Origin of the sequence: Limosilactobacillus sp. DJ3M12 (assembly GCF_947381695.1) — a bacterium.
In the GTDB taxonomy this organism is placed as follows: Bacteria; Bacillota; Bacilli; order Lactobacillales; family Lactobacillaceae; genus Limosilactobacillus; species Limosilactobacillus kinnaridis.
In genome coordinates, this window is the sequence record NZ_CANCWY010000008.1 from 1 (window position 1) to 24,757 (window position 24,757).

Below are 24,757 nucleotides of genomic sequence, written 5' to 3' on the forward strand. Positions count from 1 at the left end.
GACAAGGTAACTGTTAAGGATCCAAGTCACTTAACTGATGATGAAAAGAATCAAGTTAAGAACAACGTCGATAATGCTAACAAGGATAAGTTCCCAGCAGGCACTAAAGTTACAGTAGGCGATGACGGTACCACCACAGTAACTTACCCAGATGGCTCCAAGGACACCATTCCAGGAAGTGACCTAGTTCGTCAATCAACCGACGCAGATAAGACTACTCCAAGTGTTCCAGAAACCAAGGTACCAGTAACGAATCCAAGTCACTTAACTGATAGTGAAAAGGACCAAGTCAAGACTAATGTAACTAATGCCAACAAGGATACTCTTCCATCAGGCAGTCAGATTACAGTAGGTGATGATGGAACAGCAACCATAACATACCCAGATGGCTCCAAGGACACTATCCCAGGCAGAGATTTAATTAAAGGTATTTCTGGAAATAAGCATGATTCAAATTCTTCTAGTGGATCTAATGGGACTATTTCTAATACTGATGATGAAACCAGTGGTGACACTGTCAATAATGCAGAAAGTATGAATGGAAATACAGCTAAGAGTGGTAGCAAGAATAATAGCTTAAAGACATTACCACAAACAGGAACTAAAGATGTTACGATTTTAGAAATATTAGGGCTGTTTTTAAGCTTATTCGGACTACTCGGATTAAAGAAGAAGCATCACGAAGAATAATGATCATAGATTAATCAAAGAAATTGGAATTTGCTATAACTGATGTGAGATTATCATCTGATTAGGTCATAGTCTTTATTTGAATCAAGATTTTAGATCGTTAGTAAAAAGTAATAAGCATGATTGTAACCCATTCGTCTTTATGGTGTTACATATGCTAGAATTTTTGACTCTTTGTCAAATTTGTTGAAATAGAACCAGGTGGTCACTAAAAATTGAAGTTAGGGGCTGTGACATAAGTCCCTAATAATAAACGGAGTTGGATGAAATCTTCGGATTTCATTCAGCTCCGTTTTCCTTTTTAGATCTAAACGCAGTGCACATGATGCCATTGAGCAAGTTTTAGAATATCTAGATTCTGACTATCAATGGGTGATCGATCTTGATATTGAGAAGTATTTCGACACGGTAAATCATGATAAGTTAATTTCAACTTTGGACAAACGTTAATTCCACTTATTATTGAAATGGAGAAATGGGGAAGAATATATAACACTATAAATTTAGAATAAAATTAAAAAATGATGTGAATTTTTATTGACTTCTAATTATGGCTATAATAAGATCTTACTATTAATTAAAACGAAAGCGAGAACAGATTAATGTCATTTACTACTAATGTACACGTAAATATTATTATTATTCGGATCATTAATTAGATGATGCGAATAATTAGTGCTGTTCGTATCACTATACTAGGGATGTGAACAGTGATATTGGTAGAGACATTTCTGTCGGCCAGCTGACTGTTCAACAGTTAGCTGGTTTTTTTTTTATTGAAGGGATGTGGAAAAAATGGAAAGTGAAATTAAGACTAAGTGATAATAGATCGTAAATTAAATTGAAATGAGAGGTAAATACTATGGATAGTACAGTAACTAACACCCCGCAGACAAACAGCAAGCATAATGTAAAACGTGATCCTGTCAAGACAGTAATTTTGGCTTCGATGATGGGAACGGCAATTGAGTTTTTCGATTTTTACGCTTACGGGACTGCATCTGCTGCCTATTTTCCCAAAATTTTCTTTCCGCAAATGACCCCTTTACTCGCAACACTTTTAAGTTTGTTGACTTTTGGAGTAGCCTTTGTAGCACGCCCGGTAGGTTCCTTCCTCTTTGGACATTATGGTGATCGTTTAGGACGCAAGAAAACACTTGTGGTCTCACTTTTAGTAATGGGAGTGGCGACAGTAGCCATTGGTTTCATTCCTAGCTATCAAGTTATCGGCGTTTGGGGAGCATTGTTACTTTGCCTTTGTCGGTTTGTCCAAGGAATCGGGCTTGGTGGTGAATGGTCCGGGGCTGTATTAGTAGCTACTGAAAATGCTCCGGCTAACAAGCGGGCATTATATGGTGCATTTCCGGAAGTGGGAGCACCAATCGGATTCTTCATATGCAATGGCTTATTTTTTGCTTTAGAACGGGTACTAACACCAGCGCAAATGATGACGTTTGGTTGGCGAATTCCTTTTTGGGCCTCGGCTGTTTTAGTCGTTATAGGGTTATATGTCCGACGTCGTTTACAAGAAACACCTTTGTTTAAGTTGGCTCAAGAACGTGATAACACAACTGCTTCGCCTCTTCGTGAAGTATTCAAATCTAATTGGCGTGAAATCTTAAAAGGAACTTTCATCATGGGAGCAACCTATGCACTATTCTTTACATTAACAACCTGGTCATTATCATATGCTACAACAGCTTTAGGTTTTACCTCTTCGGAATTTTTATTATTATTAATGGGTGCAATTGCTGAATTCGCTGTTTTGATCATGTTAACTTCTGTATTAGCAGATCGTGTTGGTCGGAAAAAAGTTCTATTAACTGCGTCAGTAGCACTAGTTGGCTATTCCTTGGTATTCCCATATTTCCTTACAGGACAACATAACTTAGTTGGCGTTTTACTCTTCTTAGGACTAGGATTCTTAGTAATGGGCACTCTTTATGGTCCAGTCGGCGCTGTTTTGCCTGAACTGTTCCCAACCAGAGTTCGCTATTCTGGTGCAGGAATTACTTACAACTTAGCTGCAGTGGTTGGGGCAGCCGTTGCTCCAACTGTAACAACTTGGTTAATTGCTAATTATGGATTACATTCGGCCGGATATTATATGCTAGTTTTATCAGTACTAGCAGTTATTTCTTGGTTATTGACAAAAGAAACAAAGGATATGGATTATACTAAATAATATCTTGTTTAGAGTAATTAGTGAGAAAACTTACTGATTATAGCTATTAGATAAAAATTTATGTCCCCGTTAAAAAAGATGATGCAAAAACTTTGGTCCAGTCATAAATAATGATATAAAGCCACTAGTAACACATATTAAATGATACTAGTGGCTTTATTATTTACATTGGTTGTCCAGTTGAGATTTCAAAGCCAGCTGTTACAGGAATTACTTCTCCCGTGATTGCACTAGCAGCTGGGCTAGCCACAAAATAAATTGCAGCGGCGACTTCTTCGGGTTCAACAATCCGATTTAATGGACTGTTTTTTGCGAATTTTTGTTTATCTTGGTGAAAAAGCGGGGTATTAGTCGGACCAGGTGCAACAACATTTACGCGAATATTATTTTTACCGTAATCAATTGCCATTGCCCGAGTCATGTTAATAATTGCTCCCTTGGCGGCATTATAAGCAACCATTGCTCGATCACCAGCCATTCCTGAGACAGAGGAAATATTAACGATACTACCATGATCTTGTTCAATCATTGTTGGCAAGAAGGCTTTGCTAACGAGGAAAGTTCCCTTAACATCAACATCAAAGATTTTATCCCAATCTTCTTCACTTGTTTCATGAACCTCGCCGTGAATAACGATTCCTGCATTATTGATAATCGCATCAACGGTTTTAAATTTATTGAGGGTTATTTGCTTAGCATGTTCAACCTCACTTGATTTACTAATATCGGCTTGAATAAAAGCAACTTGTGTCGGGGAATACGTTTCGCCTAATTGTTGTTTAACTTGCATCCCCTTTTCGGTATCACGACCGATAAGTACCGTATTCCATCCATTTTTAAGAAAAATATCAGCAGTGGCAAGACCAATCCCAGAGGTTCCACCACTAATAACAACTGTTTGCATATATAAAACTCCTCTCTAAGCTTTTCTCTAATTATGGCATTTTTGGTCAGATTTAGCTATTTATTAGAAAAGTCCTTATAATAAAATAAGGATAAGGAGGAAACGCAATGAATACAGCAACCTTAGAAGCACTTCAAAATTGGCTTCATGGACGTGGCTATACATTAGAACAAGTAGACGCACAACTAATTCTTAAATATCATGGACAAGAACGAGCAGTCATTACGCCACCTGATCGCTATCAAGTGAAAGACCTTGACCTGAATTTTAATGACTGGGTTGAGCTTAATAAGTGTATTCGCAATATTCGCCATTATTTAGCTAGTAACGAATAGAAAGCCTTTTCTTTGGCAAGAATACTTCCTCGTGATAGAGTTATTCATGAAGGGAATGTAGTCCAAGGAGGGATAGTCATGATAAGAGTTGGAATAATTGGTGCTTCTGGAATGGCAGGCAGTGCAATCTATAAATTAGCATCGACGAAAAAAGATTTGAATGTAACTGGAATTGTTCGAAATGAGAGTAAGGCCAGAAAGATCCTTGGTGATGATGCCAATTTGATCAGTGGTGATATTTTTGCCTTAAGTGATAGTTTGTTGTCGCGGTTTGATGTAATTGTTGATGCATATGGTACTAGTCCAGAGAATGCGGATCGGCAAGTAAGACTGGCTGAGAAATTAGTAGTTTTAGCCCGAAAACATAAAATCCGTTTAATTTTCATCCTCGGTGCCGGAAGCCTTAAAACTGGTAAGGATAAGCATCTATTTGTTGATGATATTGAAAAGATGCCTGGTGCTGAGACATGGATTAATACACCCCGCCAGCAGTTAAAAGAATTACAGTATCTTGAAACTATTTCTGATATTGACTGGCTAGGAATTTCACCATCGGCAGTATTTGAAGCTGGGGTTGCGACTAATTATATTCTTGGTCAGGATGAATTATTATTTAATGAACAAAATGAATCAAAGGTAACTGCAGGAACAATGGCAAAGTTAGTGGTCAATGAAATTTTAGCACCACGCCACCATCGTGAACGAATTACCGTTGTTGATGCAGAATAGTTATTGGAACTATAAAAGGCATGAGAACGCAAATCAATTCTCATGCCTTTTAATATTAGTCAACTAATTTTCCAATAATTGGAAGTTTTGAAACCGGTGAACACTTTTTGGCTGCTTGTTGATAGGTGACATCTGATAAATTATGGCCGAAAACATTACCGTGGATTTCTGCGCCTTTCCATTCTGGAACTTCAGAAACATCATAAACATTTCCACGCACCCCGATATATGCTGGACGACCTTCTTGCCCATTATATTGCGCTAATTCATTGTGAGTAAATGACCGCATAATAATCCCTCCCATAAAGAAGCTGGGAATTGACTCGGCCTCTTCCTGTATGAGTGTAATGAGATATGAAAATAGATGACAAGTTTATTCGTTATCCTATCACCACTATAACACGAAAATGGTAATGACATCGGAAATTCAATTTATTCAGTTGCTAAGTTTGCAGCAGGGCTTTTGACTGAGACTTTCACGAGCATTCCTGCAATGATAGTTAGGATCGTAACGAGGAATGGGAAAAATGCCCAAGGAATGAAACTTAATGGATTGATTTGTAAGGTACTAGCGATGAATACCCCAGAAACACTCCATGGGACAATTGCGTTGACTGCGGCTCCTGCATCATTGAGAATCCGGGTTAAATCAACCCGCTTTAAGCCTAATTTGTCAAATGATGGGAGAAATGATTGCCCGGGAAGAATAATTGCAAGGTAGTGTTCCCCAACAAGGAGGTTAACCCCAATACAAGTAAGAGCTGTGGAGAATGTTAACCGACCAGGTGTCTTTACAATCCCAGTTAAGTGATTGATGATAGCGCTAATAATATTGAACTTGATCAATAAGCCACCTAAAGCAAGCGCGAAGATAATTAAGGCTAGAGAAGTAAGCATACTAGAGATACCGCCTTTAGAAAGCAATGTATCGATTGTTTTATCACCGGTATGGGAGACGTAACCAGTCATGATGGTATTAGTAATCGTCGTGAGGCTGGTTTTAGGTGCATGAATCCAGCCAAGTATGACCGCGAAGAGTGAGCCCAGACCAAGGGAAGGGATAGCAGGAACTTGGAAAATGGCTAATACGATTAGGAGCAGAACTGGGAGAAGAGCCCATCCAGAGATCCAGAACCCACTTTGTAGCCCGGCCATCATTTGGTGAACGGCGCCTAAACTAACATTTTTGGAGTTTAACCCTAAGAAAGTGTAAAGAATAAGACAAATTGCCCAGGCAGGAATATCGGTGGTGAGCAGGGATTTAATATGCTTGTAGATACTAATTTCACCAACACTGGCGGCAAGGTTTGTTGTTCCTGAAAGCGGGGAAATATTCGAACCACAAAAGGCCCCTGAAACAATTACCCCCGCAGTTAAACCGGGGTTAATTTTAAGAGTTGCGCCAATGCCAATAAAGGCGATTCCCATTGTTGATACAGTAGTAAATGAACTTCCACAAGCAACCCCAACAAGGGTACAAACAATAAAAACTGTTGGTAAGAAGAACTTTACAGAAATAATCTCAAACCCAAAGTACATAATTGTTGGAATAGTTCCTGAGAAAATCCAGGTAGCAATTAAGACGCCGATAGAAAGAAAGATAATGAGAGGGTCAACACCGGCTCGCAAACCATGACGCATTCCCCCCATCACGGTATCCCATTTAAATCCACGAATTCGCCCGTAAACAGCAAGCAAAACAAATGAAATAAATAATGGGGCTTGCGGTTCTTGGTGCTTAAAAATAATAGGGTAGCCTAAGATGCATAAAATAACGCCAAGAATAAGTAAACTTTCAGTAAAACCAATCACTGGCTCAGGACTATTTTTTGATTTGTTAATAGTTTTCATTGTGTAATTCTCCTTATTTTTTAATAAAAAAATACCAACTAGATCAGCGGCATTTGCTTAATCTAGTTGGTATTACGGTAGTATAAAAACTCGCGGAAAACTACACGCCCTTACTAGATCAATGTACCTAGCAAAGGACTCATTAAAACAACCCTGCTTAGGTACGAACACCGCTGTCCGTACCTAAATGAGTACAGACAATTATGCACGGTAAGCATAGTTGTTATAATACTTGGTTGAAGTTAATGAGTGTTGAATCATGTTAGTCGTTCCTTTCAAGTTAAGTTATAATTATTAAAACATTCTAATTTGATTTTGTCAAACTCTAATTTTAAAATTCGCCAGAAATATCCTTATCAGAAAATGAATGAGGGTCGGGGACAAAAGAAATATCAGTGTCAATTATTCCAAATTTTTCTCGCATTACATTTTCGATGTGCTCTGATAATTGGAAACTTTTGAGGATCGTCATTTTAGCGTTAACCATCACGGAAGCATCAAGCGTGACCACATTTCCGTTATAGTGAGCTTTTAGTTCGACAACTTTTACAACGTGTGGAATATTGGTGATTGTTTGGCGGTATTCCTGTTCAGCCCGCGGATCAAAGTAGTCGGTTAAGTTAAGACTGCTTTCAAAGAAAATTTTTAGTCCAGAATACAGAATGAAGAAACCAACGACAATACTGGTAGCACCATCAAGCCAACGAAGGTTAAAGAGGAGAGCACCGCCAATTGAAATCAAAGTTCCAATACTGGTGAAAGCATCACTCAGGCTATCTTGGGCAGAAGCAAGCAACGCGGCGTTTTTTAATTTAAGCCCTGTTTGGCGATTCATATACCAAACAACTAACATAATAACTGACGCGATTCCGGCCCCAATCAATGCGACTGGTTGGGGAACCACCCGACTTGCAGGATCGAGTAGACTTTTAATGCCATCGATGATAACGCTTAAGGCAATCGCAACCATAACGACCGCTGTGACAAGGGAAAAAATTGTCTCATAACGCCAACGAACGAATTGTACTCGCTGGTCAGATCCCATGTGCGCTTGATAATTTCCCGAAGGCAGCCGTGCGCCGATGATATCATCATCATCCACATCCTGAGCAATGTGTAAGCCCATCATCAATAAAAAGGTCGAGATAATTCCCGAAAGGTTGTTAAAGGCATCGGCTCGTAACGTCTGCGATTTACTTATTTCAGCTAACCAGTACTCGATAATTGAAATAACAACATAAGCAATCAAGTTATAGATTAAATGGTGTTGGGAAGCTCGAATCTTTGCTAGTTCATTTGCTTGCGTTTTTTCCCAGTTATTCATTTCTTCGGCTGTATGTCTTTTAAATTTAGTCATTAATTTAAGAACTTCCTTGATTAATAAAATCAGTTTAATTGTAACGCAAAAAATAAAAGCCGAGAAAACGATTTTCTCAGCTTTTACTCAAAATAATAATGAAAATAATTGCTAGGCCCGGTTATTAATTACGTGGGCGCATGTTGCAATAATCAGTCCCATAAAACTTACTACAGCGATCATATTACTCATAATTGACATCATATTGAACAACTCCTTTACATAATTAAAATATTTTTTACAGCACAACTAATTACAGTTGCCTTTTTGGAAAACAAATTATAATGATTGTTTTCCCCTCTCCACCAAGTATTGTAACAGGTCTTAGCAATAGTGACGATAATAATTAGCTAAGCTTTTAATGAGCTTTTCTACGAAAGAAAGGAGTGATTATAAGCAAAATATTATAAGTAACTATCATATGAATTAATAATTTTTAATTATTAAGTCAAATCGAATTATTTCTTTATAAAATTAATCTATTTAGCTAATCTGTTTAATTCTTTTAAGGCTAGAGGAAATTTTGTGAAGCCGTCACTAGTCAAAAAGTGGCCGCCTTTTTCTTTAACTATGAGTTTTGCTCTAATTTTATTAGCGACCACAATGCTATTTTGATAAGGAGCGATTGGGTCATCTTTAGCTGTTATAACGGTAGCTTTAGCAAGTTTAGGGAGTATATGCTCATAATGAGGCCGATCTTTCATAAACTCATCTAATTCAGGATAAGCTGGTAATTCTTTGTCAAATGCTCCCACAAGTAAAAGTCGTGCATCTTTAACATGATGATGTTCAATATAACGAAGGGCGGTAATACATCCTAAACTATGGGCAACAAGGATGAGGTTATCTTGGGGATGAATTTGGTCGTCAACCGCTTGATCCCATTCAGCTTGTTGGGGATTAAAGGGATTTGGTAGCCATATCCGATCAAGGGTAATTACTGGTTTTGCTTCTTCTTCGAGCCATGGAAACCAGTCATCATCACGGGTAGACGTACCATGAATTAAGTATGCGTTCTTCATTATTAAGACTCCTATTTTATAAAGTGTTTCAATATTACCATGCCGATGATTAACAATAAAATGGCAATCGAATTAGTAAGAATTTCATAAGGCTGACCGTGGGCGGCAATTAGTCCCCGGATTAAAGCCATAATTCCTAAGCTTAATAGGAAATCGACCGCAATTCGGCCATGATGTTTTAGCGCGGCAATTATCATTGTCATAAATGAAAAGAAAAAAGACAATGACACGATCCAAAATCTTAAAAATAACATGATCCGTATTCCCATCTTGCATAAGGGGAATCAGCCAAAAAGTTTCCGTAAATAAGATAATAGTTAATAAAATCCCTAGAATTGCTAGTGCGCCGATTGTACATGGACGTAAAATAGGGAGCGAGACAGAAGTCACTTGTGACTTCGTTTTTCGACGCGAAGCTAGCCTCTGGGAGCCCCCGCAAGCAACAATAGGCCTCTAACGTTCGGTTTTGCCGGACATTAGAGGCCATTATTGTACTGCGTATTTGCTTTTTATGAAAGTAACTTAACTTATGTCACAGTCCCACTAATTTATATATTTTTTTCATTCTCTTATACTCCTCAAGAAAACGCTTTAACCTTAGGATAGCAATGGTCAAGAAATTTAGCTAATATTTAACAAAATAATTGTTAAAAATATGCGATACTTAAAGATGAATACTAAAAGGAGGGGCGAGAAATGCGAAAACCCTTTATTGCTGCTAATTGGAAGATGCATAAGAATGTCCAGGAATCGGTTGAATTTGTGGACGCAATTAAAGGAAAACTGCCAGATCCGCAAGAAGTTGAAGTCGGAATTGCGGCCCAAGCTTTTGCATTACCGAGTATGGTTCATGCTGCTGATGATTCAGGATTAAAGATAATCGCGCAAAACGCGGCAGCTGAATATTCGGGAGCTTTCACTGGTGAGATTAGCTTACGAGGTTTAGCTGATGCCGGTGTTTCATACGTAATGTTAGGGCATATTGAACGGCGCCATTTATTCCATGAGGATAATGAGTTGGTTAATCGAAAAGTGTTGGCGGCCCTTCAAATGGGTGTTACCCCGATAATCTGTACGGACGAAACGATGGTTCAAAAAGAAGTCAACGGAGAGATTCATTACGTTTTCCAACAATTAATGAGTGTATTGAGGGGCGTTTCTCTTGACCAAATAAAAAATGTAGTTGTTTCCTATGAACCAAGTTGGGCAGTTGGATATGGTCAGCATGCTAATCCAGTTCTTGCTGAAGAAGGATGCCGTCAAATTCGGCGAACGATTGCTGATAACTATACTTATGAGATTGCTGATAAGATCAGGATTCTTTATGGGGGCAGTGTCAATCCAGATAATATCGGAATGATTATGAACAAGCCGGATGTGGATGGAGTATTAATCGGTCGGGCAAGTTTAGATGTTGATAATTTCTTGCGAATGGTCAATTATCTTAAAAATGATCAAGAAAAATAAAAAAAGTATTTCTCTTTGCCGTCATTTTATGTTATAGTTATTAACAGTTGTTATGGCGGTATTGGTGAAGTTTGGTTAACACACCGGTTTGTGGGTCCGGCACGCGTGGGTTCGAATCCCACATACCGCCCTGACCTAGCGCGATAGCAAAGGATTTTTCCTTTGCCATCGCGTTTTTTTGTATTCTCTGTTTTATGAATTTTAATTGATAACATCCAAGAAAGTAACTTAAAATAGTAAGGTGGAGAAAGAAAAAGGGGCTTTAATTATGAAAAACGTACAAATTGGTGGAACAAGTTGGAAAGTATCGAACGTTGCATTAGGTATTATGCGGATGGGGACGTTAGCAGTGACTAAAGCGATTGATGCCTTAGAAGCCGCCCACGATGCTGGAATAAACTTTATTGATTCAGCTGATATTTATGGCAACGACCCACAGTTAGGACGTGGATCTTCGGAAATCCATTTTGGTGAAGCATTAAAGAAAAGCAGTCTTACCCGTGATGACTTTTACATTCAATCAAAAGGAGGACTTTTTGCGAACGCGGATAATAAAATAACGCGGTATGATTCGTCAAAGAAGCATTTAATTGCTGCTGTTGATGGAATTTTGCAACGGATGGGGATTGATTATCTTGATTCATTTTTGATTCATCGTCCAGACCCTTTAATGGAGCCCGCAGAGATAGCAGAGGCCTTTGACCAACTTCAAGCATCTGGGAAAGTCCGCCATTTTGGAGTATCAAATTTTAACCCGCAACAAATCGCGCTCCTTCAAGCGGCGACAAATCAACGACTTTTGATTGACCAGGTACAGTTTGGCTTAAAGCATACGGGGATGATTGATTTTGGCCTGCATACAAATATGACTGATGATGCTGCAATCAATCATGACGGGGGATTATTAGAATATACGCGTCGTAAACAGATGACGATTCAAACATGGTCGCCTTTCCAGTACGGTACATTTGCAGGGACGTTTATTAATAATGATCAATTCCCCGAGTTAAACGCAATGTTAGAAACTCTTGCACAAAAATATAAGGTAAGTAAAAATGCAATTGCCGTTGCATGGATTTTACGTCACCCTGCGCATATGCAAGTGTTGCTTGGTACCATGACGCCAGCTCATATTATTGACAGTGCTAAGGGGAGCGATATTACATTGACGAGCCAAGAATGGTATGATCTATATCTTGCGGCCGGGAATGATTTGCCATAATGAAAAAAGATTATCTCCAGTTCTATCAGCATATTACAGCTCCTTTTTATCGATACCCGTGGACAATTCCTTTATTACGGGCGGTTAATAAATTTGTTGTGTGGACTATGTACGTTGCTTACATCGTTATATTAGTGTGGGTAGGGAAAAATAATGTCTTGAAAGCAGGACCTTTTCTGCTTATTCCCGGTATTGGCTTTATCCTGCTTTCTTTTATTCGCCAACGAATTGACGCACCACGACCATATGAAGAATTTTCGATTAACCCCTTAATTCTACGTCAAAAAACTGGTGATTCATTGCCTAGTCGTCATGTTTTTTCGGCGACTGTTATTGCGATGTGTGGGTTAAGGTTAAATTTGATTTTAGGAGTGATCTTACTCGTTTTAGCTGTTGTTTCTGCTATTACGAGAGTGATTGGCGGAGTTCATTTTCCTCGTGATGTGGTTATCGGGTTTATTTGTGGCTTTATTTGTGGTTCGTTTTTATTTCTTGTCTAAATTTTAGAAAGGTGTATTTCATGGACAATTCAGTGCTTCAAGATGCAATTTTGAATGGACTTATTAGTACTCAATATCAAGGTAATACGCTGTTAGGTCCGCAATTATTAACCAACAACCAATCATCGACAATTTGGCAAACGTTACGGCACGAATTACTGTCATGTAAAGACTTTACGTGGTCAGTTGCCTTTATTACGTTAGATATGTTAGTCCCCTTTAAGGCAGTGATGGCTGACTTAGCACAGCAAGGAGTACACGGGACCATCATTACCAGTAATTACTTGAATTTTAATCACCCCGCGATGTTTGAAGAATTGCAAAAAATTCCTAATTTAACGGTCAGAATTGCTGATCTTAATGGATTTCATACTAAGGGGTATTTATTTGATCATGGGAAATATCAGACCGTAATTATTGGGAGTGCTAATTTTACACGGTCTGCTTTATTAGTTAATAAGGAGTGGAATTTAAAATTAAGTTCCCGCCAAGAAGGAAGCTTTTTTCAACAACTAACGACGGAATTGGATGCTGTTAAACATGAGAGTACTGTTCTAACGTCAGAGTGGATTGCGGAGTATCGAAAGAATTGGCAACCACCAAAGACTAGGGTGACGCAACCAGAAAAATTAAAACCAATTGAACCTAATCAAATGCAACAGGCCGCTTTAGGACAATTAAGCACTCTGATAAAAACTGGCGCTAAGAAAGGATTGGTCGTTTCAGCAACGGGAACTGGAAAAACATATCTGGGAGCATTTGCGGTTAAAAAATATCAGCCGCGCCGTTTCTTATATATTGTTCATCGAGAACAAATTGCCAAAAAATCGTTAGCTAGTTTTCGACGAGTTATCGGCGGCAAAAAAACTGATTACGGGTTATTGACAGGTAATCGCCATGATTGGAATGCTAAATATTTATTTGCAACTGTCCAAACACTAAGCCAACAAGCAGTACTGAATAAGCTCAAAGCTACCGAATTTGACTACATTTTGATCGATGAGGCCCATCGTGCAGCAGCACCTAGTTATCAACGAATTTTAAACCACTTTATGCCGCAATTTTGGTTGGGGATGACTGCAACCCCTGAACGAATGGACAATCAAGACGTATTTAAACTGTTTGATTATCATTTAGCCTATGAAATTCGGCTGAAAGATGCATTGGCTGCTAAAATGTTAGCACCATTCCATTACGTGGGGGTTACCGATTATGAAGTTGATGGAGAAGTTATTACTGAGACTTCTAAGTTAAACCAGTTGATTGCTGTAAAACGGGTTAATTATGTTCTTAACCAATTAGACTATTATGGATATTGTGGCGATCAGCCCCGTGGATTAGTATTTTGTAGTCGGCAGGCAGAGGCAAAAGAATTGGCAGTCCAATTTGCCGCGGCTAACCATCCTGCAATTGCATTGACAAATCAAAGTAGTAGTCAAGAGCGAGCAAAGGCAGTTGAGCAATTAGAGGCAGGAAAGATTGAGTATATCATTACCGTCGATCTTTTTAATGAAGGGGTCGACATCCCATCAGTAAATCAGATTGTAATGATGCGTAATACCCAATCACTAATTGTGTTTATTCAACAACTAGGGCGCGGCTTGCGTAAATATCCTGGTAAAGATTTTGTGACAGTTATTGATTTTATTGGGAATTACCAACATAATTACATGATTCCTCTTGCTCTTAACCAGGATAATAGTCGAAGTAAGGATCAAGCGCGCCGTGAAGTTAAGGTGCCAACGAATTTTGACGTTTCAACCATTAACTTTACGAAGGTTGCCGAAGAACAAATTTTAGTCTCCCTTGATAAAGTTAAATTGGACTCGATGCGTGAATTGCGGCAGGCATACCATGATTTAACTAACCAACTAGGGAGAACACCATTGCTGGATGACTTTTATCGTTATAGTTCTGTTGATCCCCGAGTATTTGCGCAAAATTCCCAGCTCAACCATTATGGTGACTTCTTAGAAAAGATGGGAATAGAACTTAAATTAACAAATTATGAGCGTCAAGTACTAGCCTTTTTAACTAAAGAGTTGCTTAACGGTAAACGGCCACATGAATTGATTCTCCTTCAACGCTTACTTCGCGGTACGTGTTTAATTGATGCTTTTAAAGCAGAATTAAAGCATCAAAATATTCGCGTTACGCCAGCTGTTTTACAATCAGTTGACGATATTTTAAGTTTGCAATTCTTTAATGTAAAAGCTGGTAAACAGGTAAAAAAGGATCAGTATGGCGGACAGCCGATTATTGATCATCCAGATTTGTTAACGTATCAGTTAAATTCAAAAATTCGAGCAGGACTAGAAAGTCACAATGATTTCAATAGGTTGTTTATAGATGTACTAACAACGGGACTTGAAATCGCTAAGCAATATGACCTCAAGCAAGCATTTACCCTTTATCAGCAATATGACCGCAAAGATGTTTGTCGTTTATTAAATTGGCCCCTCGATGTAAGTGCGCCGTTATATGGGTATCGAGTGGCAGAAGATGTGTGTCCAATTTTCATTACCTACCATAAGGATGTGGAAGAAAAAAGAAATGCTATTTATAATAATCAACTACAAGATGGACGTTCATTGCGCTGGTATACACGGACACCTCGGCATCTTTCATCTGATGAGGTCCAGCGGTTGCTTGCAGGAGTAAAAGAGGGTAAGCCGCAAGTAAAATTACACTTATTTGTAAAACAGAGTGATGCAGTTGGCAAAGAATTTTATTATTTAGGTCCTGCTTATATTCAACCGGACTCCGTAAGAGAAGAATTGGTTGGACCAAAGAAAAAAGCGGCAGTGGGGATGGATTTAGTTTTAGAACATCCATTGACCTCAACTATAATGAACCTATTGGCAATGTAACCATCAATATATCGCTTTCATTTTTTGCTAAATTTTCTATAATTAAAGGCGTAGAAAGAAGATGCATATTATGGCAAAAGGAAAGGTAAAAACTAGTGATAAGCGTTCAGTTCGGGATGTTAAATTAGATGAATTGGCTGGCTTACTAAATGAATTTGATGTCAATACGATAGGAGCACTAGTAAAGTCTCTAAAGAAGAGTTAAAAGAAGAACAAGCAAAGCAAGAAAGATGAATTACGCGATACCATTGAACGACAACAAGAACATATCGATGAACAAAAAGACACGATTGATCAACTTAATAATCATATTTCTAAACTAATTGATCGTCTTGATAATAAGCTATAAAAAAATGAGGCTGAGAAAAAACTTTTGTTTTTTCAACAGCCTCGTTTTTCATACGAATATTGTTACGATATCGTGGAACTAGCCTTGAGCCTTGTCGAGGAGATTATTTCCCACTTCTATTTCTTATCATTCTTTTTTATTTACTGGTTGTTTAAATAAATCATTAAATGCTTCACTAATTGTTGGGTGGGTATAGATTTGGTCCCGAAGCATTTGATAGGGGAGTTTTGCCCGCATTGCAAGAACAATCATGTTGATAATTTCTTGCGCTTCCTGGACATAAAGGGTAGCCCCAATAATTAAGTTCGTTTGTGGATCGACTAATACCTTAAGCAGCCCACGGGTATCCTTCAATACTTTTGCTTTTGGAATTGCGGCAGCAGGCATCTTAAAGAGTAGGTAATCTTTCCCTTGTTTTTGCGCCTCTTTTTCCGTTAAACCGACTTGTGCAAGGGAAGGTTCAATAAAAACATTGGTTGGGACAATTAAACGATCACTAACTCGCCGTTCTTTATTACCGAATAATTCATCTTTAATAATTCGGAAGTCGTCAAGCGAGATGTAAGTAAATTGGGGACCACCTTTAACATCCCCGATTACCCACACATTAGGAACGCTAGTATGGAGGAGGTCATCGACAACAATCGCGCCGTTTTTAGCGACCTTAATATCTGTGTTTTGTAAATCAAGGTCCGCCGTTGCAGGCTTCCGGCCGGTTGCCACTAAAATTTTATCAGCGAAAATAGTTGTTTCACGATTATCAGCTCTAGCAAAAGTAATTGCAGCTTGCTCATCTTGTTCGCTAATTGCCTTAATATCAACCCCAACTTCAAAGCGAACCCCGTTATCCTTAAAGTTTTGAATTACCATTTCTGCCACATCATCATCTTCACGTGGTAGTAAAGTCTGATGGTGATCAAGAACCGTGACGTGTGAACCAAAGGAAGTGAACATATTTGCAAATTCAAGACCAATATAACCGCCACCGATAATCACGAGTTCACGTGGTAACTTAGGCTGCTCCATTGCTTGGGTAGAATTCATGAGAAATGGACTACTCTTCAATCCAGGAATATCAGGGATGGTTGGTGTTGCACCAGTATTGATAAAAATACGTTCACCCTTGTAGGAAAGAGTTTGCCCATCTGGCGTTTGCACATCAATCGTGTGGTTACCAGTAAAATGAGCAGTTCCATCTAAGACAGTGATATTTTCTTCGCTTGCTAGCATTTGATAATTTTTTTGTCGGAGTTGGGATGTCATTACATTTTTTCCATCGACCGCGTCTTCAAATGAGGTTCCATGAGCAGCTTCAATAATTAGCCGTTTGGAAGGGAGACAAGCAATATTAATGCAGGTTCCTCCATACATTTGCTTCGATTTTTCAATAACAAGAACTTGTTCTCCATGTTGAGCGAGAAACTTCGCAAGCGTTTTTCCGCCCTTCCCAAAACCAATGATAATATTTTTGACTGTTTTCATGGAAGAAACCTCCAATTTTAATTATTTTATGTACCTTCAAATTATACTAAGAATAAACGCTTTGTCACTTAAAACGCTCAAATAAGGCAATTGTGCAGTTTGCGTTATATTGAACAAAGTGTTAGGATAATATCGTAAATATATTAGTCCCAACTGCAGTCAGAACTTGTATATTAAAGAAAAACGTATTAGATGAACATTGTATATTATTGATCATAGATTGTGCTTCATCAAAATAAAACGTTTTACTAATTTATAAAAAGTTTTGATTGAGGAGAGATTATAATGAAAGCTGCACACTTAGTAGAACACTCCCAAAAAGCAAATGAAAAGAAGCAAGTTATTCAAGAGACCAAGTTTATCGACATTTTAAGCAAGGTTGCAACAGTCGTAGCTATTTTGATGTATGTATCTTACATTTCACAGATTAAGAATAATTTGGCCGGAAATTACGGTGCTCCTTTACAACCATTAGTGGCAGCGCTTAACTGTACGTTATGGTGCATTTATGCTTACTTCAAGCAGCAACGTGATTGGCCAGTCTTCTGGGCAAATTTCCCTGGTATTATCTTTGGTTTAATCACTTTTATCACATGTTTACACTAGGAAAAATAGGATTGCGAGAAAACAAAATTTTCTCCAGTCCTATTTTTTATATGCTAACTCTCAACTCTATGATATAATTAATCGAACATATGTTTAGGAGGAGTAGAGATGCCAAAAGATGGGATGTCGGTAGTTCACTTTAGTTCTTTTGCGCCGGTGACAGAGATGATTTTACAGTCGTTGCCAGCCGTGAAGGACAAAGAGGACCAGAAAGCGCCGGCCATTAAAAACTTTGATCAATTACGTCAACGATTAAATAGTCATGCGCGATTCCTTATTTTGGACCTTGAGTTTTTTCAGGATCAGCAGAAGCATCGAAATGGCGTTGCTCAGATTGCGGGGAAGATGTTTGAAACACAAAACAGCTTTAATTACTACCTCTATGCCCAGAATATGTCTGCTGAGCGACAATTGGCCTTTTTGCGACAATATGACCTCCGCCTTTCAGAAGTAAACGGATATGAGGTTAGGCAGATTTTTAACCGGATTTTTCATTTCATTGCGGTAGAGCGGCCTGACTATATTGTAAGCTGGGATAATGGAACTGACTTTGAATCATTGAATTATGAAGCAAATCGATTAAAGATTAGGAAAGAGGACCGTCCCTGGCGTACGATTCAGTCGTTAGATCTGGAAAAGCTAGTCGCTAAAGAAGTATGGAAAAGTAAAAGTGGGATCAGTCTGGAAAAGATGTGTCGTTTATTGCACCTTCCCCGGGTTAAATATCATCAAGCCCAAAATGATGTGATGGCGATTGAACAGATCTTGAAATTTTATGCTTGTGATTTAGAGCGTGAATTAAATTGTCGCTGATCGTTACCAAAATTTAAAATTTAGTTCATGATTTATCCCGATTGACTTTTTATAATTAGTAATAATTGAAAGAAGGTGAACGAGATAAATTTCATTTTTCGACTGCTTAAGCGGATATTTATAATAGGACTTTTAGTAGGTGGAGGATGGCTTTATTTCAATGATGCACAAGTTCAAGCAACGGCGAACCAAACTGCATGGAACGTTCGTGATCGCATTGCTAAGTTAATTGGCAGAGACGATACAAGCTCAAACGATAATTCTAATCTGCACTTAAACGATACAAACAATGGCTCTTCCAAAAGTGACCAAGAACCAACGACAGAACAACAAACAAGTACACAAACTTCAATTCCATCTACTGGACGATGGGCGACTAATCAAGCAACGGTCTATGTAAATACAAATAATGCTCAACTTGACGCAGCTACTAATACTGCAATTCAAAGCTGGAATCAGACTGGGGCGTTTACGTTCAAACCAGTAAATAATCAAAGTAAAGCAGATATCGTTGTTACAACAATGAACCGTTCTGATTCAAATGCTGCTGGGTTAACGAAGACGTCCTCGAATTCGTTGACAAGGAGATTTATGCATGCAACGGTGTACTTAAATACATATTATTTAACTGACCCAAGTTATGGCTATAGTCAGGAACGAATTGTTAATACAGCCGAGCACGAACTGGGGCATGCGATTGGACTTGATCATACCAATGCTGTTTCGGTAATGCAGCCTGCTGGATCATTCTATACGATCCAACCAGATGATGTGCAAGCAGTTCAAAAACTATATACTAATAATAAATAAAATGGCGAGACTGAAAGAAGTAAATTTCTCTCAGCCTCGCTATTCTATTTAGTCTGTCATTTTCCGTGCTTTTAGTGCCCATAAGATAGAGACAGTATCAATTATTTCCTGTAACATGGCGCCGAAAAAGGCCGGAATGATTCCGGTGCTAGCAATAAGCATTAGGATAGTACAGATTGCAATTCCGATTAGGACCGCCTGTTTTGCAATCCGCAGAGTTTCCTGAGAAATGCTAACGGCTTTTGCGACTCGCGAAAGGTCATCTTTTAGGATAACAACGGCAGCTGATTCACTAGCAGCGGTTGATCCGTGAGCTCCCATCGCAATTCCAACATCGGCTGTCACAAGAGAAGGTGCGTCGTTTACGCCGTCGCCAACCATGAAAACAGGATGTTCATTTGTTGGAATGGCTTTAAGTGCATTGATTTTATCTTGTGGAAGAAGATCGGCTTTAACCTGCGTTATCCCGACTTGTTGGGCAACTTTATCTGCAATGACAGCTTGGTCTCCCGTTAACATTAATAGATTGGCAACACCAAGCCGTTTTAACCGGTTCATTGTTTGCTTTGCTTCAGGACGAATATGGTCGGTAAAAGTAATTGCACCATAGTATTGCCCATCTACGCTCACATAGATAGCTGTTGCTGCTAACATCTGGTCAAGATTTTCAGGAGATACGAATTTTAATTTTCCTACTTTAACTTCCCGCCCATCAACAGTTGCTAAAATTCCTTTACCGGTTAATTCTTTAAGTTGATCAACGGTTGATAAGGAAACATTATATGCAGTGGCATAAGAAATCAGTGAGCGTGCTAGGATATGTGATGATTGTTGTTCAGCACTTGCAGCATAATGGAGGAGCTGCGTTGAGTCTATTTTTCCTGTAGGGAGGATTTTATCAACGGTCAATTGACCACTTGTAATAGTTCCTGTTTTATCAAATGCACCAGTTTTAGCAACTGCTAGTTTTTCCAGTACACTCCCTGTTTTGACAACAATTCCATTTCGTGAAGCTCGACTCATTCCAGAAACCATTGCCACGGGAGCTGCGAGGATTAACGGACATGGTGAAGCAACAACGAGAACTTCCGCAAATCGTTCGGGACGACCGGAAAATACCCATGCAAGTGAAGAGATAATAATAGCAATAATCGTAAATGGAACAGCGTATCGGTCGGCTAATCGAACAAAGTGGGCAGGAGTCGATTCAGCCTCCTTAACCAATTTAACGAGTTGCTGATATTGGCTATCTTTGGCTAGTTTGGTGACCTGTAAAGTAATGGCATTATCACCATTAACTGATCCTGACATCACTTCGTCACCAGCTGTTTTGGAAACTGGTCGTGATTCACCAGTTAATGACGATTCGTCGAACAATCCCTCACCATTTTTAATGATTCCATCGACTGGTACTAATTCTCCAGGCTTAACGATAAGCTGGTCACCAACTTTGACATCGTTAACTGGGATGTCGCTGGTTTTGCCATTGGTGATTAAATGCGCCGTTTGTGGTGAATTATTAAGTAATGCTTTTAATTCGGTGCTTGCTTTTTTGGCAGCATAATCTTCTAAGGCATCTCCTCCGGTTAACATTACAAGAATAACCATCGCTGCCCAGTATTCGCTAACAGCTAGCGTTGCAACGACAGCCATAATAGCAAGCAGATCAACGCCATATTTACCGCTACGGATAGTTTTTATCATGCCAATAAACATTGAAAAAGCAACAATTGCGCCGACAACAGTAACCAGAATTTGGGCAAAAAGTTGTAAATGAAATCCAAATTGGAGCACAACTGCGATTGCTGCAATTACTAGGATGATGATTAATTTTTGTTTATTAGATAGTTTTTTCATAATACCCCCGCTTAGTCCTCGTGCTTTCTACAATTTAATTATAGGGTTTTTATGCAATGATATAATAAAAAATTAGAAATATTAAGGAAACTGGTGAAAAATAATGCAAAATGGACAATCTTATCAACGAATTTTTGTAGTGATAATTGATTCATTAGGGATTGGAGCAACGGCTGATGCCAATCATTTTGAGAGTTTAGGGGCTGACACACTAGGACACCTTGGGGAACATTTTCGAGTACGGCTACAACTACCGACTTTTCAGAAAATGGGTCTTGGCAACTTACACCCGATTATGGGGATGTCTTCGCTTGAAAAGCTTCACGCTGCTTATGGTCAAATGAGTTCAATTTCAACGGGCCTGAGTAATCGCGAGAGCCAGTGGGAGATGATGGGCTTAGCAACGACCGCTGAACCTGACGTTTTTATTGATGGTGTGCCGTTGAAAATAGCGACTAATTTTGCGCGAAAAGCAAAGCGCCCTCTTTTAAGCAATTCCTTAATGAATATTCGTACTGCGTTGAAAGATTATGGCCTTGAACAATTGGCAACAGGTGGTCTGCTAGTAGCGACGGCTAGTTCTTCAAGTGTTTGGTTAATTGCGCATGAACAGACTATTTCGGTTGGCGAATTAAAAGAAGATTGTCAGATTTTGCGAAAAATGTTGGATAATTCCCCATATACTATCGAAAATGTGAATGGCCTTCTTTTTAGTGGGAACCAGGCGGCTAATTTTTATCCCCAAGAACTTTATAGATTTCCTTTAGCTCCAGCAAGTCCAACGGTTATTGATTGTCTCTTGGAAGAGGGTTATGCTGTGAAGTTAATCGGGAAAAGTACCCAGTTCTTTGGTTTGGACCATTATGAAATAACCGGGAATAATCAAGAGAGCTTTGTTCAGTTGCAAGAACTGATCGAGAAAAAGTTTACAGGTATTTGTATAGCAGAAGTGGGAGAGATAGAGCAATTTGGTAAAGCACGTAATCCTGAAGGCTTTGGAACGGAATTAATGCGGATTGACCACGAACTTACAAAAGTCATCGATAAAATGCAAGATGATGATTTACTGATTGTGACGGGGAACTTCGGGAATGATCCTACTTATCCTGGTGAAAAACATACTCGTGAATATGTACCCTTACTTATAACAGCCCCGCAGATTAAACAAAATATTTCTCTCGGTGGCAGAAGTTTTAGCGATATTGGGGCAACAATTCTTGATAATTATGATTTAGGAGATAAGTTGCCAGTTGGTAATAGTTTTTTAAGAAAATTATTTTCTGCATATAGATAAAAGAGGATGGAAAAATTCTGATTTTCCATCCTCTTTTATCTATATTAACGATGAAATTTATAGTAAATAGCAATTCCCATAATCAAAAGAAGGACAAGGGCAGCAAGACGCGGGTTTGTTTTAAATAACTCGTGCATTGCATGAATTTGTCCAATACCAAGGGGAAGAGTAAACATAGAAAAGACACCCTTTCAAAATTTACTTAAACGCTTAGTAGTTTTTTATAAGGAATTCTTTCATATCTGTTGGTTGATGTCCAGTGATATGCGGAAAGTCGTCAGTGACTTGGTTCATCAAGCCCATTGCAGCTGCTTGGTACATAGAAGCAAGTTCGTTTCCGTCACCCTCAGCAGCGTAAATTTCAGCAAATTTTTTTACGGTAACGGGATCGTAACCAATTTCTTCACCCGTAACATTAGTCATAATATAACTAAGTTCTTGCATTGTATAATTTTTGCTCATGGTAAGGAGATAATTTTGTCCCTTATCTCGCAAGTATGGCTTGACTGCTACATTGGCGATGGCTTCAGCGCTATCTTGGCGGAAATAAAACTAACATCGACTAAATTATGAACATCTGCCTTAAACATTGCAGTTAGTGAATTCTCGAATTCGTCAATTCGATCCTTAACTAAGTAGGTAATACTTGGAATATAGATAACAATATCAATTCCGTTAAAGGCCGCTGTCATCTTAGCGACGTCATAGTAGTCAATTGCCGCAATTTCGTATCCGGCATCTTTGAATTGGGAAGCTTTTGCGGGATTGTGAACGCCAACGCGGATATTATCTGGAGATATAAGCTTGCTTAATTGCTTAACAACGTGTTGACCAAGGTGCCCGGTTGCCTCAGTAACCATATATTTCATTATTAATTCCTTCTTTCTTTTTCAGCATCTTTTAGTGCTTGCTTAACGCGAATAGTGTCGATGACATCCTGTAAACTGATTCTTGCAAGTTTAGCTTTTGCTGCTGTTTCTGCTTGCTGGTAAAAGCCATCAAGCGTCTCTTGAATATTCCCGCCAACGATGCATTGTGGATTTGTTCGTTCATCAATCGTAAATAGATGAGCATCTCCTTCGATCGCAAGAAAAACATCATAAAGCGAGATGTTTTCAGGAGATTTTGCAAGTGCTGGATCTGCTGCACCATGAACGGTATTGATTAATCCGGCTTTGTTGAGCGCACTCATCAAACGTCGGACGACAACTGGTGAAGTTTCAATGCTGCTAGCAATATTATTACTTGTTAATGGAATAATTCCTTGATAAATATTAATGAAAGCAAGAATGTGGATGCTATCACTAAAACGGGTTGAAATTTTCATATTATCATTCCTTTAATGCTAATTGTAATTTATAAAGTTACATGATGTCAAGGGATTAAATTCGCCATTTCCTTGACAGTTATTTTTCTTAGATGTAGTATTAGTTTATTGATTGAAACTTTTTTAGTTACAAGTTAGGAGAAAATAAATGAGATTTAAGAAAATCGTTGCTCTTTCTTTATTAAGCATTGCTGGCTTACTAGCAGGGACTATTACGCCGGCAGTAGCAAGTGCTGCCAGCAATAAACCAATTATTGTAGGTTCAAAAAATGTTTCAGAAAGTAAGACTATCAGTGAAATTTACGCGCTTGCACTTGAGCATGAGGGTTATAAGGTTACTCGGAAACCCAACATTTCAAATAATGTGATTTTTAGTGCAACACAAAAAGGCGAAGTTGATGTTTATCCTGATTATACGGGCACAATTGTAGAGGCGTACCTTAAAAAGAAGGGGACCGGCAAGAGTGCTAGTCAAATGGCTAAATTAGCACACGATGGTATTCAAAAAGACGGCTTAACGACATTTAAATACGCCCCAGGTGATAATCGCCAAGGTGTTGCAATGCCAACTAAGGACGCAAAGAAGTACCACATTACCAATTTAAGTGAACTGCAAAAGAATGCAAAGAAGATTAACTTTGTTTCACAGGGTGAGTTCGAAAAACGTGCTGATGCCCTTCCGGAAATGAATAAGGTTTATGGTAAATTTGATTTTAAGTCAATTAAGGATTATGACGTAAATTTACTCTATAAGATTATGGAACAAGGGAAAGCACAAGCAGCTCCGGTTTCAACAACTGATGGTCAATTAGCAACTGACAAGTTTACGTTACTAAAGGACAATAAGAATATTTGGCCACCATATAATTTAGTTCCAGTAGTAAATAAAAAAGCTGCCAAAAGTCATCCCAAAATGGAGCAAGCCTTAAATAAAGTTGATGCAAAGTTAACAACTAAGCAATTAACAGATCTAAACAAGAAAGTTAATGTCGATGGGCAAAATTATAAGACTGTTGCTAAAAATTGGTATAATCAAAATATGAAATAAGTGCCAAAGGGGCAGATAGCTAGTTTTTCTTGCTAGATA

The 24,757-nt window shown here is 38.6% G+C and carries 24 protein-coding genes, 1 tRNA gene and 2 pseudogenes; 16 read left to right on the top strand and 11 right to left on the bottom strand.

Going from position 1 to position 24,757, the window contains the following annotated elements; genetic code table 11:
- The 3 genes and pseudogenes from QOS06_RS05630 to QOS06_RS05640 form a co-directional block, all read left to right on the top strand.
- The coding region (locus tag QOS06_RS05630) for a MiiA motif-containing surface protein (protein ID WP_283595627.1) at positions 1 to 690 on the top strand (690 nt) is incomplete at its 5' end.
- A 300-nt stretch (positions 691 to 990) separates the two neighbouring features.
- Positions 991 to 1,128 (top strand): annotated as a pseudogene (locus tag QOS06_RS05635) (group II intron reverse transcriptase/maturase); the annotation flags it as partial.
- A 424-nt stretch (positions 1,129 to 1,552) separates the two neighbouring features.
- Positions 1,553 to 2,875: an MFS transporter gene (locus QOS06_RS05640; RefSeq protein WP_283595628.1), complete on the top strand. Its 1,323-nt coding sequence runs from the start codon at positions 1,553 to 1,555 to the stop codon at positions 2,873 to 2,875.
- Between the two features lie 163 nt (positions 2,876 to 3,038).
- On the opposite strand, the gene QOS06_RS05645 is transcribed toward QOS06_RS05640, so the two are convergent.
- Positions 3,039 to 3,779 (bottom strand): SDR family NAD(P)-dependent oxidoreductase, encoded by a 741-nt coding sequence (locus QOS06_RS05645; protein WP_098035208.1) that lies wholly within the window; start codon positions 3,777 to 3,779, stop codon positions 3,039 to 3,041.
- Positions 3,780 to 3,886: 107 nt separating this feature from the next.
- Between QOS06_RS05645 and QOS06_RS05650 the strand changes: the two genes are divergently transcribed.
- Both QOS06_RS05650 and QOS06_RS05655 read left to right on the top strand, forming a co-directional pair.
- Entirely contained in the window at positions 3,887 to 4,114 is a 228-nt protein-coding gene (locus QOS06_RS05650) for a hypothetical protein (protein ID WP_085650261.1), read from the top strand.
- Positions 4,115 to 4,192: 78 nt separating this feature from the next.
- Positions 4,193 to 4,843 carry an NAD(P)-dependent oxidoreductase gene (locus tag QOS06_RS05655; RefSeq protein WP_085650262.1) on the top strand — a complete coding sequence of 217 codons (651 nt, stop codon included), beginning with the start codon at positions 4,193 to 4,195 and terminating at the stop codon, positions 4,841 to 4,843.
- 55 nt (positions 4,844 to 4,898) lie between these two features.
- Here QOS06_RS05655 and QOS06_RS05660 read toward each other — a convergent pair whose 3' ends face one another.
- The 5 genes from QOS06_RS05660 to QOS06_RS11140 form a co-directional block, all read right to left on the bottom strand.
- Positions 4,899 to 5,132 (bottom strand): cytochrome b5-like heme/steroid binding domain-containing protein, encoded by a 234-nt coding sequence (locus QOS06_RS05660; protein WP_283595630.1) that lies wholly within the window; start codon positions 5,130 to 5,132, stop codon positions 4,899 to 4,901.
- 143 nt (positions 5,133 to 5,275) lie between these two features.
- The gene (locus QOS06_RS05665) at positions 5,276 to 6,694 is read right to left on the bottom strand and encodes a Na+/H+ antiporter NhaC family protein (protein ID WP_085719616.1); all 1,419 of its coding nucleotides are present in this window, start codon (positions 6,692 to 6,694) and stop codon (positions 5,276 to 5,278) included.
- Positions 6,695 to 7,025: 331 nt separating this feature from the next.
- Entirely contained in the window at positions 7,026 to 8,051 is a 1,026-nt protein-coding gene (locus QOS06_RS05670) for a cation diffusion facilitator family transporter (protein WP_283595631.1), read from the bottom strand.
- A gap of 479 nt (positions 8,052 to 8,530) precedes the next feature.
- Complete coding sequence (locus tag QOS06_RS05675) at positions 8,531 to 9,073, bottom strand: RBBP9/YdeN family alpha/beta hydrolase (RefSeq protein ID WP_204758917.1); 543 nt, start codon at positions 9,071 to 9,073, stop codon at positions 8,531 to 8,533.
- An 11-nt stretch (positions 9,074 to 9,084) separates the two neighbouring features.
- On the bottom strand, positions 9,085 to 9,327 hold the full coding sequence (locus QOS06_RS11140) for a phosphate-starvation-inducible PsiE family protein (protein WP_463201423.1): 243 nt from the start codon (positions 9,325 to 9,327) through the stop codon (positions 9,085 to 9,087).
- 442 nt (positions 9,328 to 9,769) lie between these two features.
- Here QOS06_RS11140 and tpiA point away from each other — a divergent pair, with 442 nt between their 5' ends.
- The 6 genes from tpiA (at position 9,770) to QOS06_RS05710 (ending at position 15,337) form a co-directional block, all read left to right on the top strand.
- Complete coding sequence (tpiA, locus tag QOS06_RS05685) at positions 9,770 to 10,540, top strand: triose-phosphate isomerase (RefSeq protein ID WP_019252844.1); 771 nt, start codon at positions 9,770 to 9,772, stop codon at positions 10,538 to 10,540.
- A 55-nt stretch (positions 10,541 to 10,595) separates the two neighbouring features.
- Positions 10,596 to 10,670 (top strand) — tRNA-His (locus QOS06_RS05690).
- A gap of 138 nt (positions 10,671 to 10,808) precedes the next feature.
- On the top strand, positions 10,809 to 11,762 hold the full coding sequence (locus QOS06_RS05695) for an aldo/keto reductase (RefSeq protein WP_035160034.1): 954 nt from the start codon (positions 10,809 to 10,811) through the stop codon (positions 11,760 to 11,762).
- The gene (locus QOS06_RS05700) at positions 11,762 to 12,262 is read left to right on the top strand and encodes a phosphatase PAP2 family protein (protein WP_003671371.1); all 501 of its coding nucleotides are present in this window, start codon (positions 11,762 to 11,764) and stop codon (positions 12,260 to 12,262) included. Before QOS06_RS05695 ends, QOS06_RS05700 begins: the two co-directional genes overlap by 1 nt.
- Positions 12,263 to 12,282: 20 nt before the next feature.
- The gene (locus QOS06_RS05705; RefSeq protein WP_283595635.1) at positions 12,283 to 15,132 is read left to right on the top strand and encodes a DEAD/DEAH box helicase; all 2,850 of its coding nucleotides are present in this window, start codon (positions 12,283 to 12,285) and stop codon (positions 15,130 to 15,132) included.
- A gap of 70 nt (positions 15,133 to 15,202) precedes the next feature.
- Entirely contained in the window at positions 15,203 to 15,337 is a 135-nt protein-coding gene (locus tag QOS06_RS05710; RefSeq protein ID WP_258415011.1) for a hypothetical protein, read from the top strand.
- Positions 15,338 to 15,607: 270 nt separating this feature from the next.
- On the opposite strand, the gene QOS06_RS05715 is transcribed toward QOS06_RS05710, so the two are convergent.
- Entirely contained in the window at positions 15,608 to 16,963 is a 1,356-nt protein-coding gene (locus QOS06_RS05715) for an FAD-dependent oxidoreductase (RefSeq protein WP_085650270.1), read from the bottom strand.
- Positions 16,964 to 17,248: 285 nt separating this feature from the next.
- On the opposite strand from QOS06_RS05715, the gene QOS06_RS05720 reads away from it, so the two are divergent.
- From QOS06_RS05720 to QOS06_RS05730, 3 genes are all read left to right on the top strand, one after another.
- Entirely contained in the window at positions 17,249 to 17,569 is a 321-nt protein-coding gene (locus tag QOS06_RS05720; RefSeq protein WP_003671366.1) for a hypothetical protein, read from the top strand.
- A gap of 108 nt (positions 17,570 to 17,677) precedes the next feature.
- Positions 17,678 to 18,382 (top strand): hypothetical protein, encoded by a 705-nt coding sequence (locus tag QOS06_RS05725; RefSeq protein WP_003671365.1) that lies wholly within the window; start codon positions 17,678 to 17,680, stop codon positions 18,380 to 18,382.
- Positions 18,383 to 18,457: 75 nt separating this feature from the next.
- A complete protein-coding gene (locus QOS06_RS05730) occupies positions 18,458 to 19,192 on the top strand; it encodes a M57 family metalloprotease (RefSeq protein WP_078009274.1) in 735 nt (244 codons plus the stop codon).
- A gap of 48 nt (positions 19,193 to 19,240) precedes the next feature.
- Here the strand turns inward: QOS06_RS05730 and QOS06_RS05735 are convergent, their stop codons facing one another.
- Complete coding sequence (locus QOS06_RS05735) at positions 19,241 to 21,049, bottom strand: heavy metal translocating P-type ATPase (RefSeq protein ID WP_152697173.1); 1,809 nt, start codon at positions 21,047 to 21,049, stop codon at positions 19,241 to 19,243.
- Positions 21,050 to 21,152: 103 nt separating this feature from the next.
- Here QOS06_RS05735 and QOS06_RS05740 point away from each other — a divergent pair, with 103 nt between their 5' ends.
- Positions 21,153 to 22,343 (top strand): phosphopentomutase, encoded by a 1,191-nt coding sequence (locus QOS06_RS05740; protein ID WP_087214893.1) that lies wholly within the window; start codon positions 21,153 to 21,155, stop codon positions 22,341 to 22,343.
- Positions 22,344 to 22,387: 44 nt separating this feature from the next.
- Here QOS06_RS05740 and QOS06_RS05745 read toward each other — a convergent pair whose 3' ends face one another.
- The 3 genes and pseudogenes from QOS06_RS05745 to QOS06_RS05755 all read right to left on the bottom strand — a co-directional run bounded on the left by QOS06_RS05745 (position 22,388) and on the right by QOS06_RS05755 (position 23,670).
- The gene (locus QOS06_RS05745) at positions 22,388 to 22,519 is read right to left on the bottom strand and encodes a hypothetical protein (protein ID WP_003667147.1); all 132 of its coding nucleotides are present in this window, start codon (positions 22,517 to 22,519) and stop codon (positions 22,388 to 22,390) included.
- Between the two features lie 34 nt (positions 22,520 to 22,553).
- Positions 22,554 to 23,212, bottom strand: a pseudogene (locus QOS06_RS05750) (NAD(P)H-binding protein).
- A gap of 2 nt (positions 23,213 to 23,214) precedes the next feature.
- The gene (locus QOS06_RS05755; protein WP_085680138.1) at positions 23,215 to 23,670 is read right to left on the bottom strand and encodes an Rrf2 family transcriptional regulator; all 456 of its coding nucleotides are present in this window, start codon (positions 23,668 to 23,670) and stop codon (positions 23,215 to 23,217) included.
- A 148-nt stretch (positions 23,671 to 23,818) separates the two neighbouring features.
- On the opposite strand from QOS06_RS05755, the gene QOS06_RS05760 reads away from it, so the two are divergent.
- Complete coding sequence (locus QOS06_RS05760; RefSeq protein ID WP_283595640.1) at positions 23,819 to 24,718, top strand: glycine betaine ABC transporter substrate-binding protein; 900 nt, start codon at positions 23,819 to 23,821, stop codon at positions 24,716 to 24,718.
- The last annotated feature ends 39 nt before the right edge of the window (positions 24,719 to 24,757 follow it).

Bases quoted from the DNA above. Each gene is read 5' to 3' on its own strand.
- QOS06_RS05640 (WP_283595628.1), top strand. From the start codon at position 1,553: ATGGATAGTACAGTAACTAACACCCCGCAGACAAACAGCAAGCATAAT.
- QOS06_RS05645 (WP_098035208.1), bottom strand. From the start codon at position 3,779: ATGCAAACAGTTGTTATTAGTGGTGGAACCTCTGGGATTGGTCTTGCC.
- QOS06_RS05650 (WP_085650261.1), top strand. From the start codon at position 3,887: ATGAATACAGCAACCTTAGAAGCACTTCAAAATTGGCTTCATGGACGT.
- QOS06_RS05655 (WP_085650262.1), top strand. From the start codon at position 4,193: ATGATAAGAGTTGGAATAATTGGTGCTTCTGGAATGGCAGGCAGTGCA.
- QOS06_RS05660 (WP_283595630.1), bottom strand. From the start codon at position 5,132: ATGCGGTCATTTACTCACAATGAATTAGCGCAATATAATGGGCAAGAA.
- QOS06_RS05665 (WP_085719616.1), bottom strand. From the start codon at position 6,694: ATGAAAACTATTAACAAATCAAAAAATAGTCCTGAGCCAGTGATTGGT.
- QOS06_RS05670 (WP_283595631.1), bottom strand. From the start codon at position 8,051: ATGACTAAATTTAAAAGACATACAGCCGAAGAAATGAATAACTGGGAA.
- QOS06_RS05675 (WP_204758917.1), bottom strand. From the start codon at position 9,073: ATGAAGAACGCATACTTAATTCATGGTACGTCTACCCGTGATGATGAC.
- QOS06_RS11140 (WP_463201423.1), bottom strand. From the start codon at position 9,327: ATGTTATTTTTAAGATTTTGGATCGTGTCATTGTCTTTTTTCTTTTCA.
- tpiA (WP_019252844.1), top strand. From the start codon at position 9,770: ATGCGAAAACCCTTTATTGCTGCTAATTGGAAGATGCATAAGAATGTC.
- QOS06_RS05695 (WP_035160034.1), top strand. From the start codon at position 10,809: ATGAAAAACGTACAAATTGGTGGAACAAGTTGGAAAGTATCGAACGTT.
- QOS06_RS05700 (WP_003671371.1), top strand. From the start codon at position 11,762: ATGAAAAAAGATTATCTCCAGTTCTATCAGCATATTACAGCTCCTTTT.
- QOS06_RS05705 (WP_283595635.1), top strand. From the start codon at position 12,283: ATGGACAATTCAGTGCTTCAAGATGCAATTTTGAATGGACTTATTAGT.
- QOS06_RS05710 (WP_258415011.1), top strand. From the start codon at position 15,203: ATGGCAAAAGGAAAGGTAAAAACTAGTGATAAGCGTTCAGTTCGGGAT.
- QOS06_RS05715 (WP_085650270.1), bottom strand. From the start codon at position 16,963: ATGAAAACAGTCAAAAATATTATCATTGGTTTTGGGAAGGGCGGAAAA.
- QOS06_RS05720 (WP_003671366.1), top strand. From the start codon at position 17,249: ATGAAAGCTGCACACTTAGTAGAACACTCCCAAAAAGCAAATGAAAAG.
- QOS06_RS05725 (WP_003671365.1), top strand. From the start codon at position 17,678: ATGCCAAAAGATGGGATGTCGGTAGTTCACTTTAGTTCTTTTGCGCCG.
- QOS06_RS05735 (WP_152697173.1), bottom strand. From the start codon at position 21,049: ATGAAAAAACTATCTAATAAACAAAAATTAATCATCATCCTAGTAATT.
- QOS06_RS05740 (WP_087214893.1), top strand. From the start codon at position 21,153: ATGCAAAATGGACAATCTTATCAACGAATTTTTGTAGTGATAATTGAT.
- QOS06_RS05745 (WP_003667147.1), bottom strand. From the start codon at position 22,519: ATGTTTACTCTTCCCCTTGGTATTGGACAAATTCATGCAATGCACGAG.
- QOS06_RS05755 (WP_085680138.1), bottom strand. From the start codon at position 23,670: ATGAAAATTTCAACCCGTTTTAGTGATAGCATCCACATTCTTGCTTTC.
- QOS06_RS05760 (WP_283595640.1), top strand. From the start codon at position 23,819: ATGAGATTTAAGAAAATCGTTGCTCTTTCTTTATTAAGCATTGCTGGC.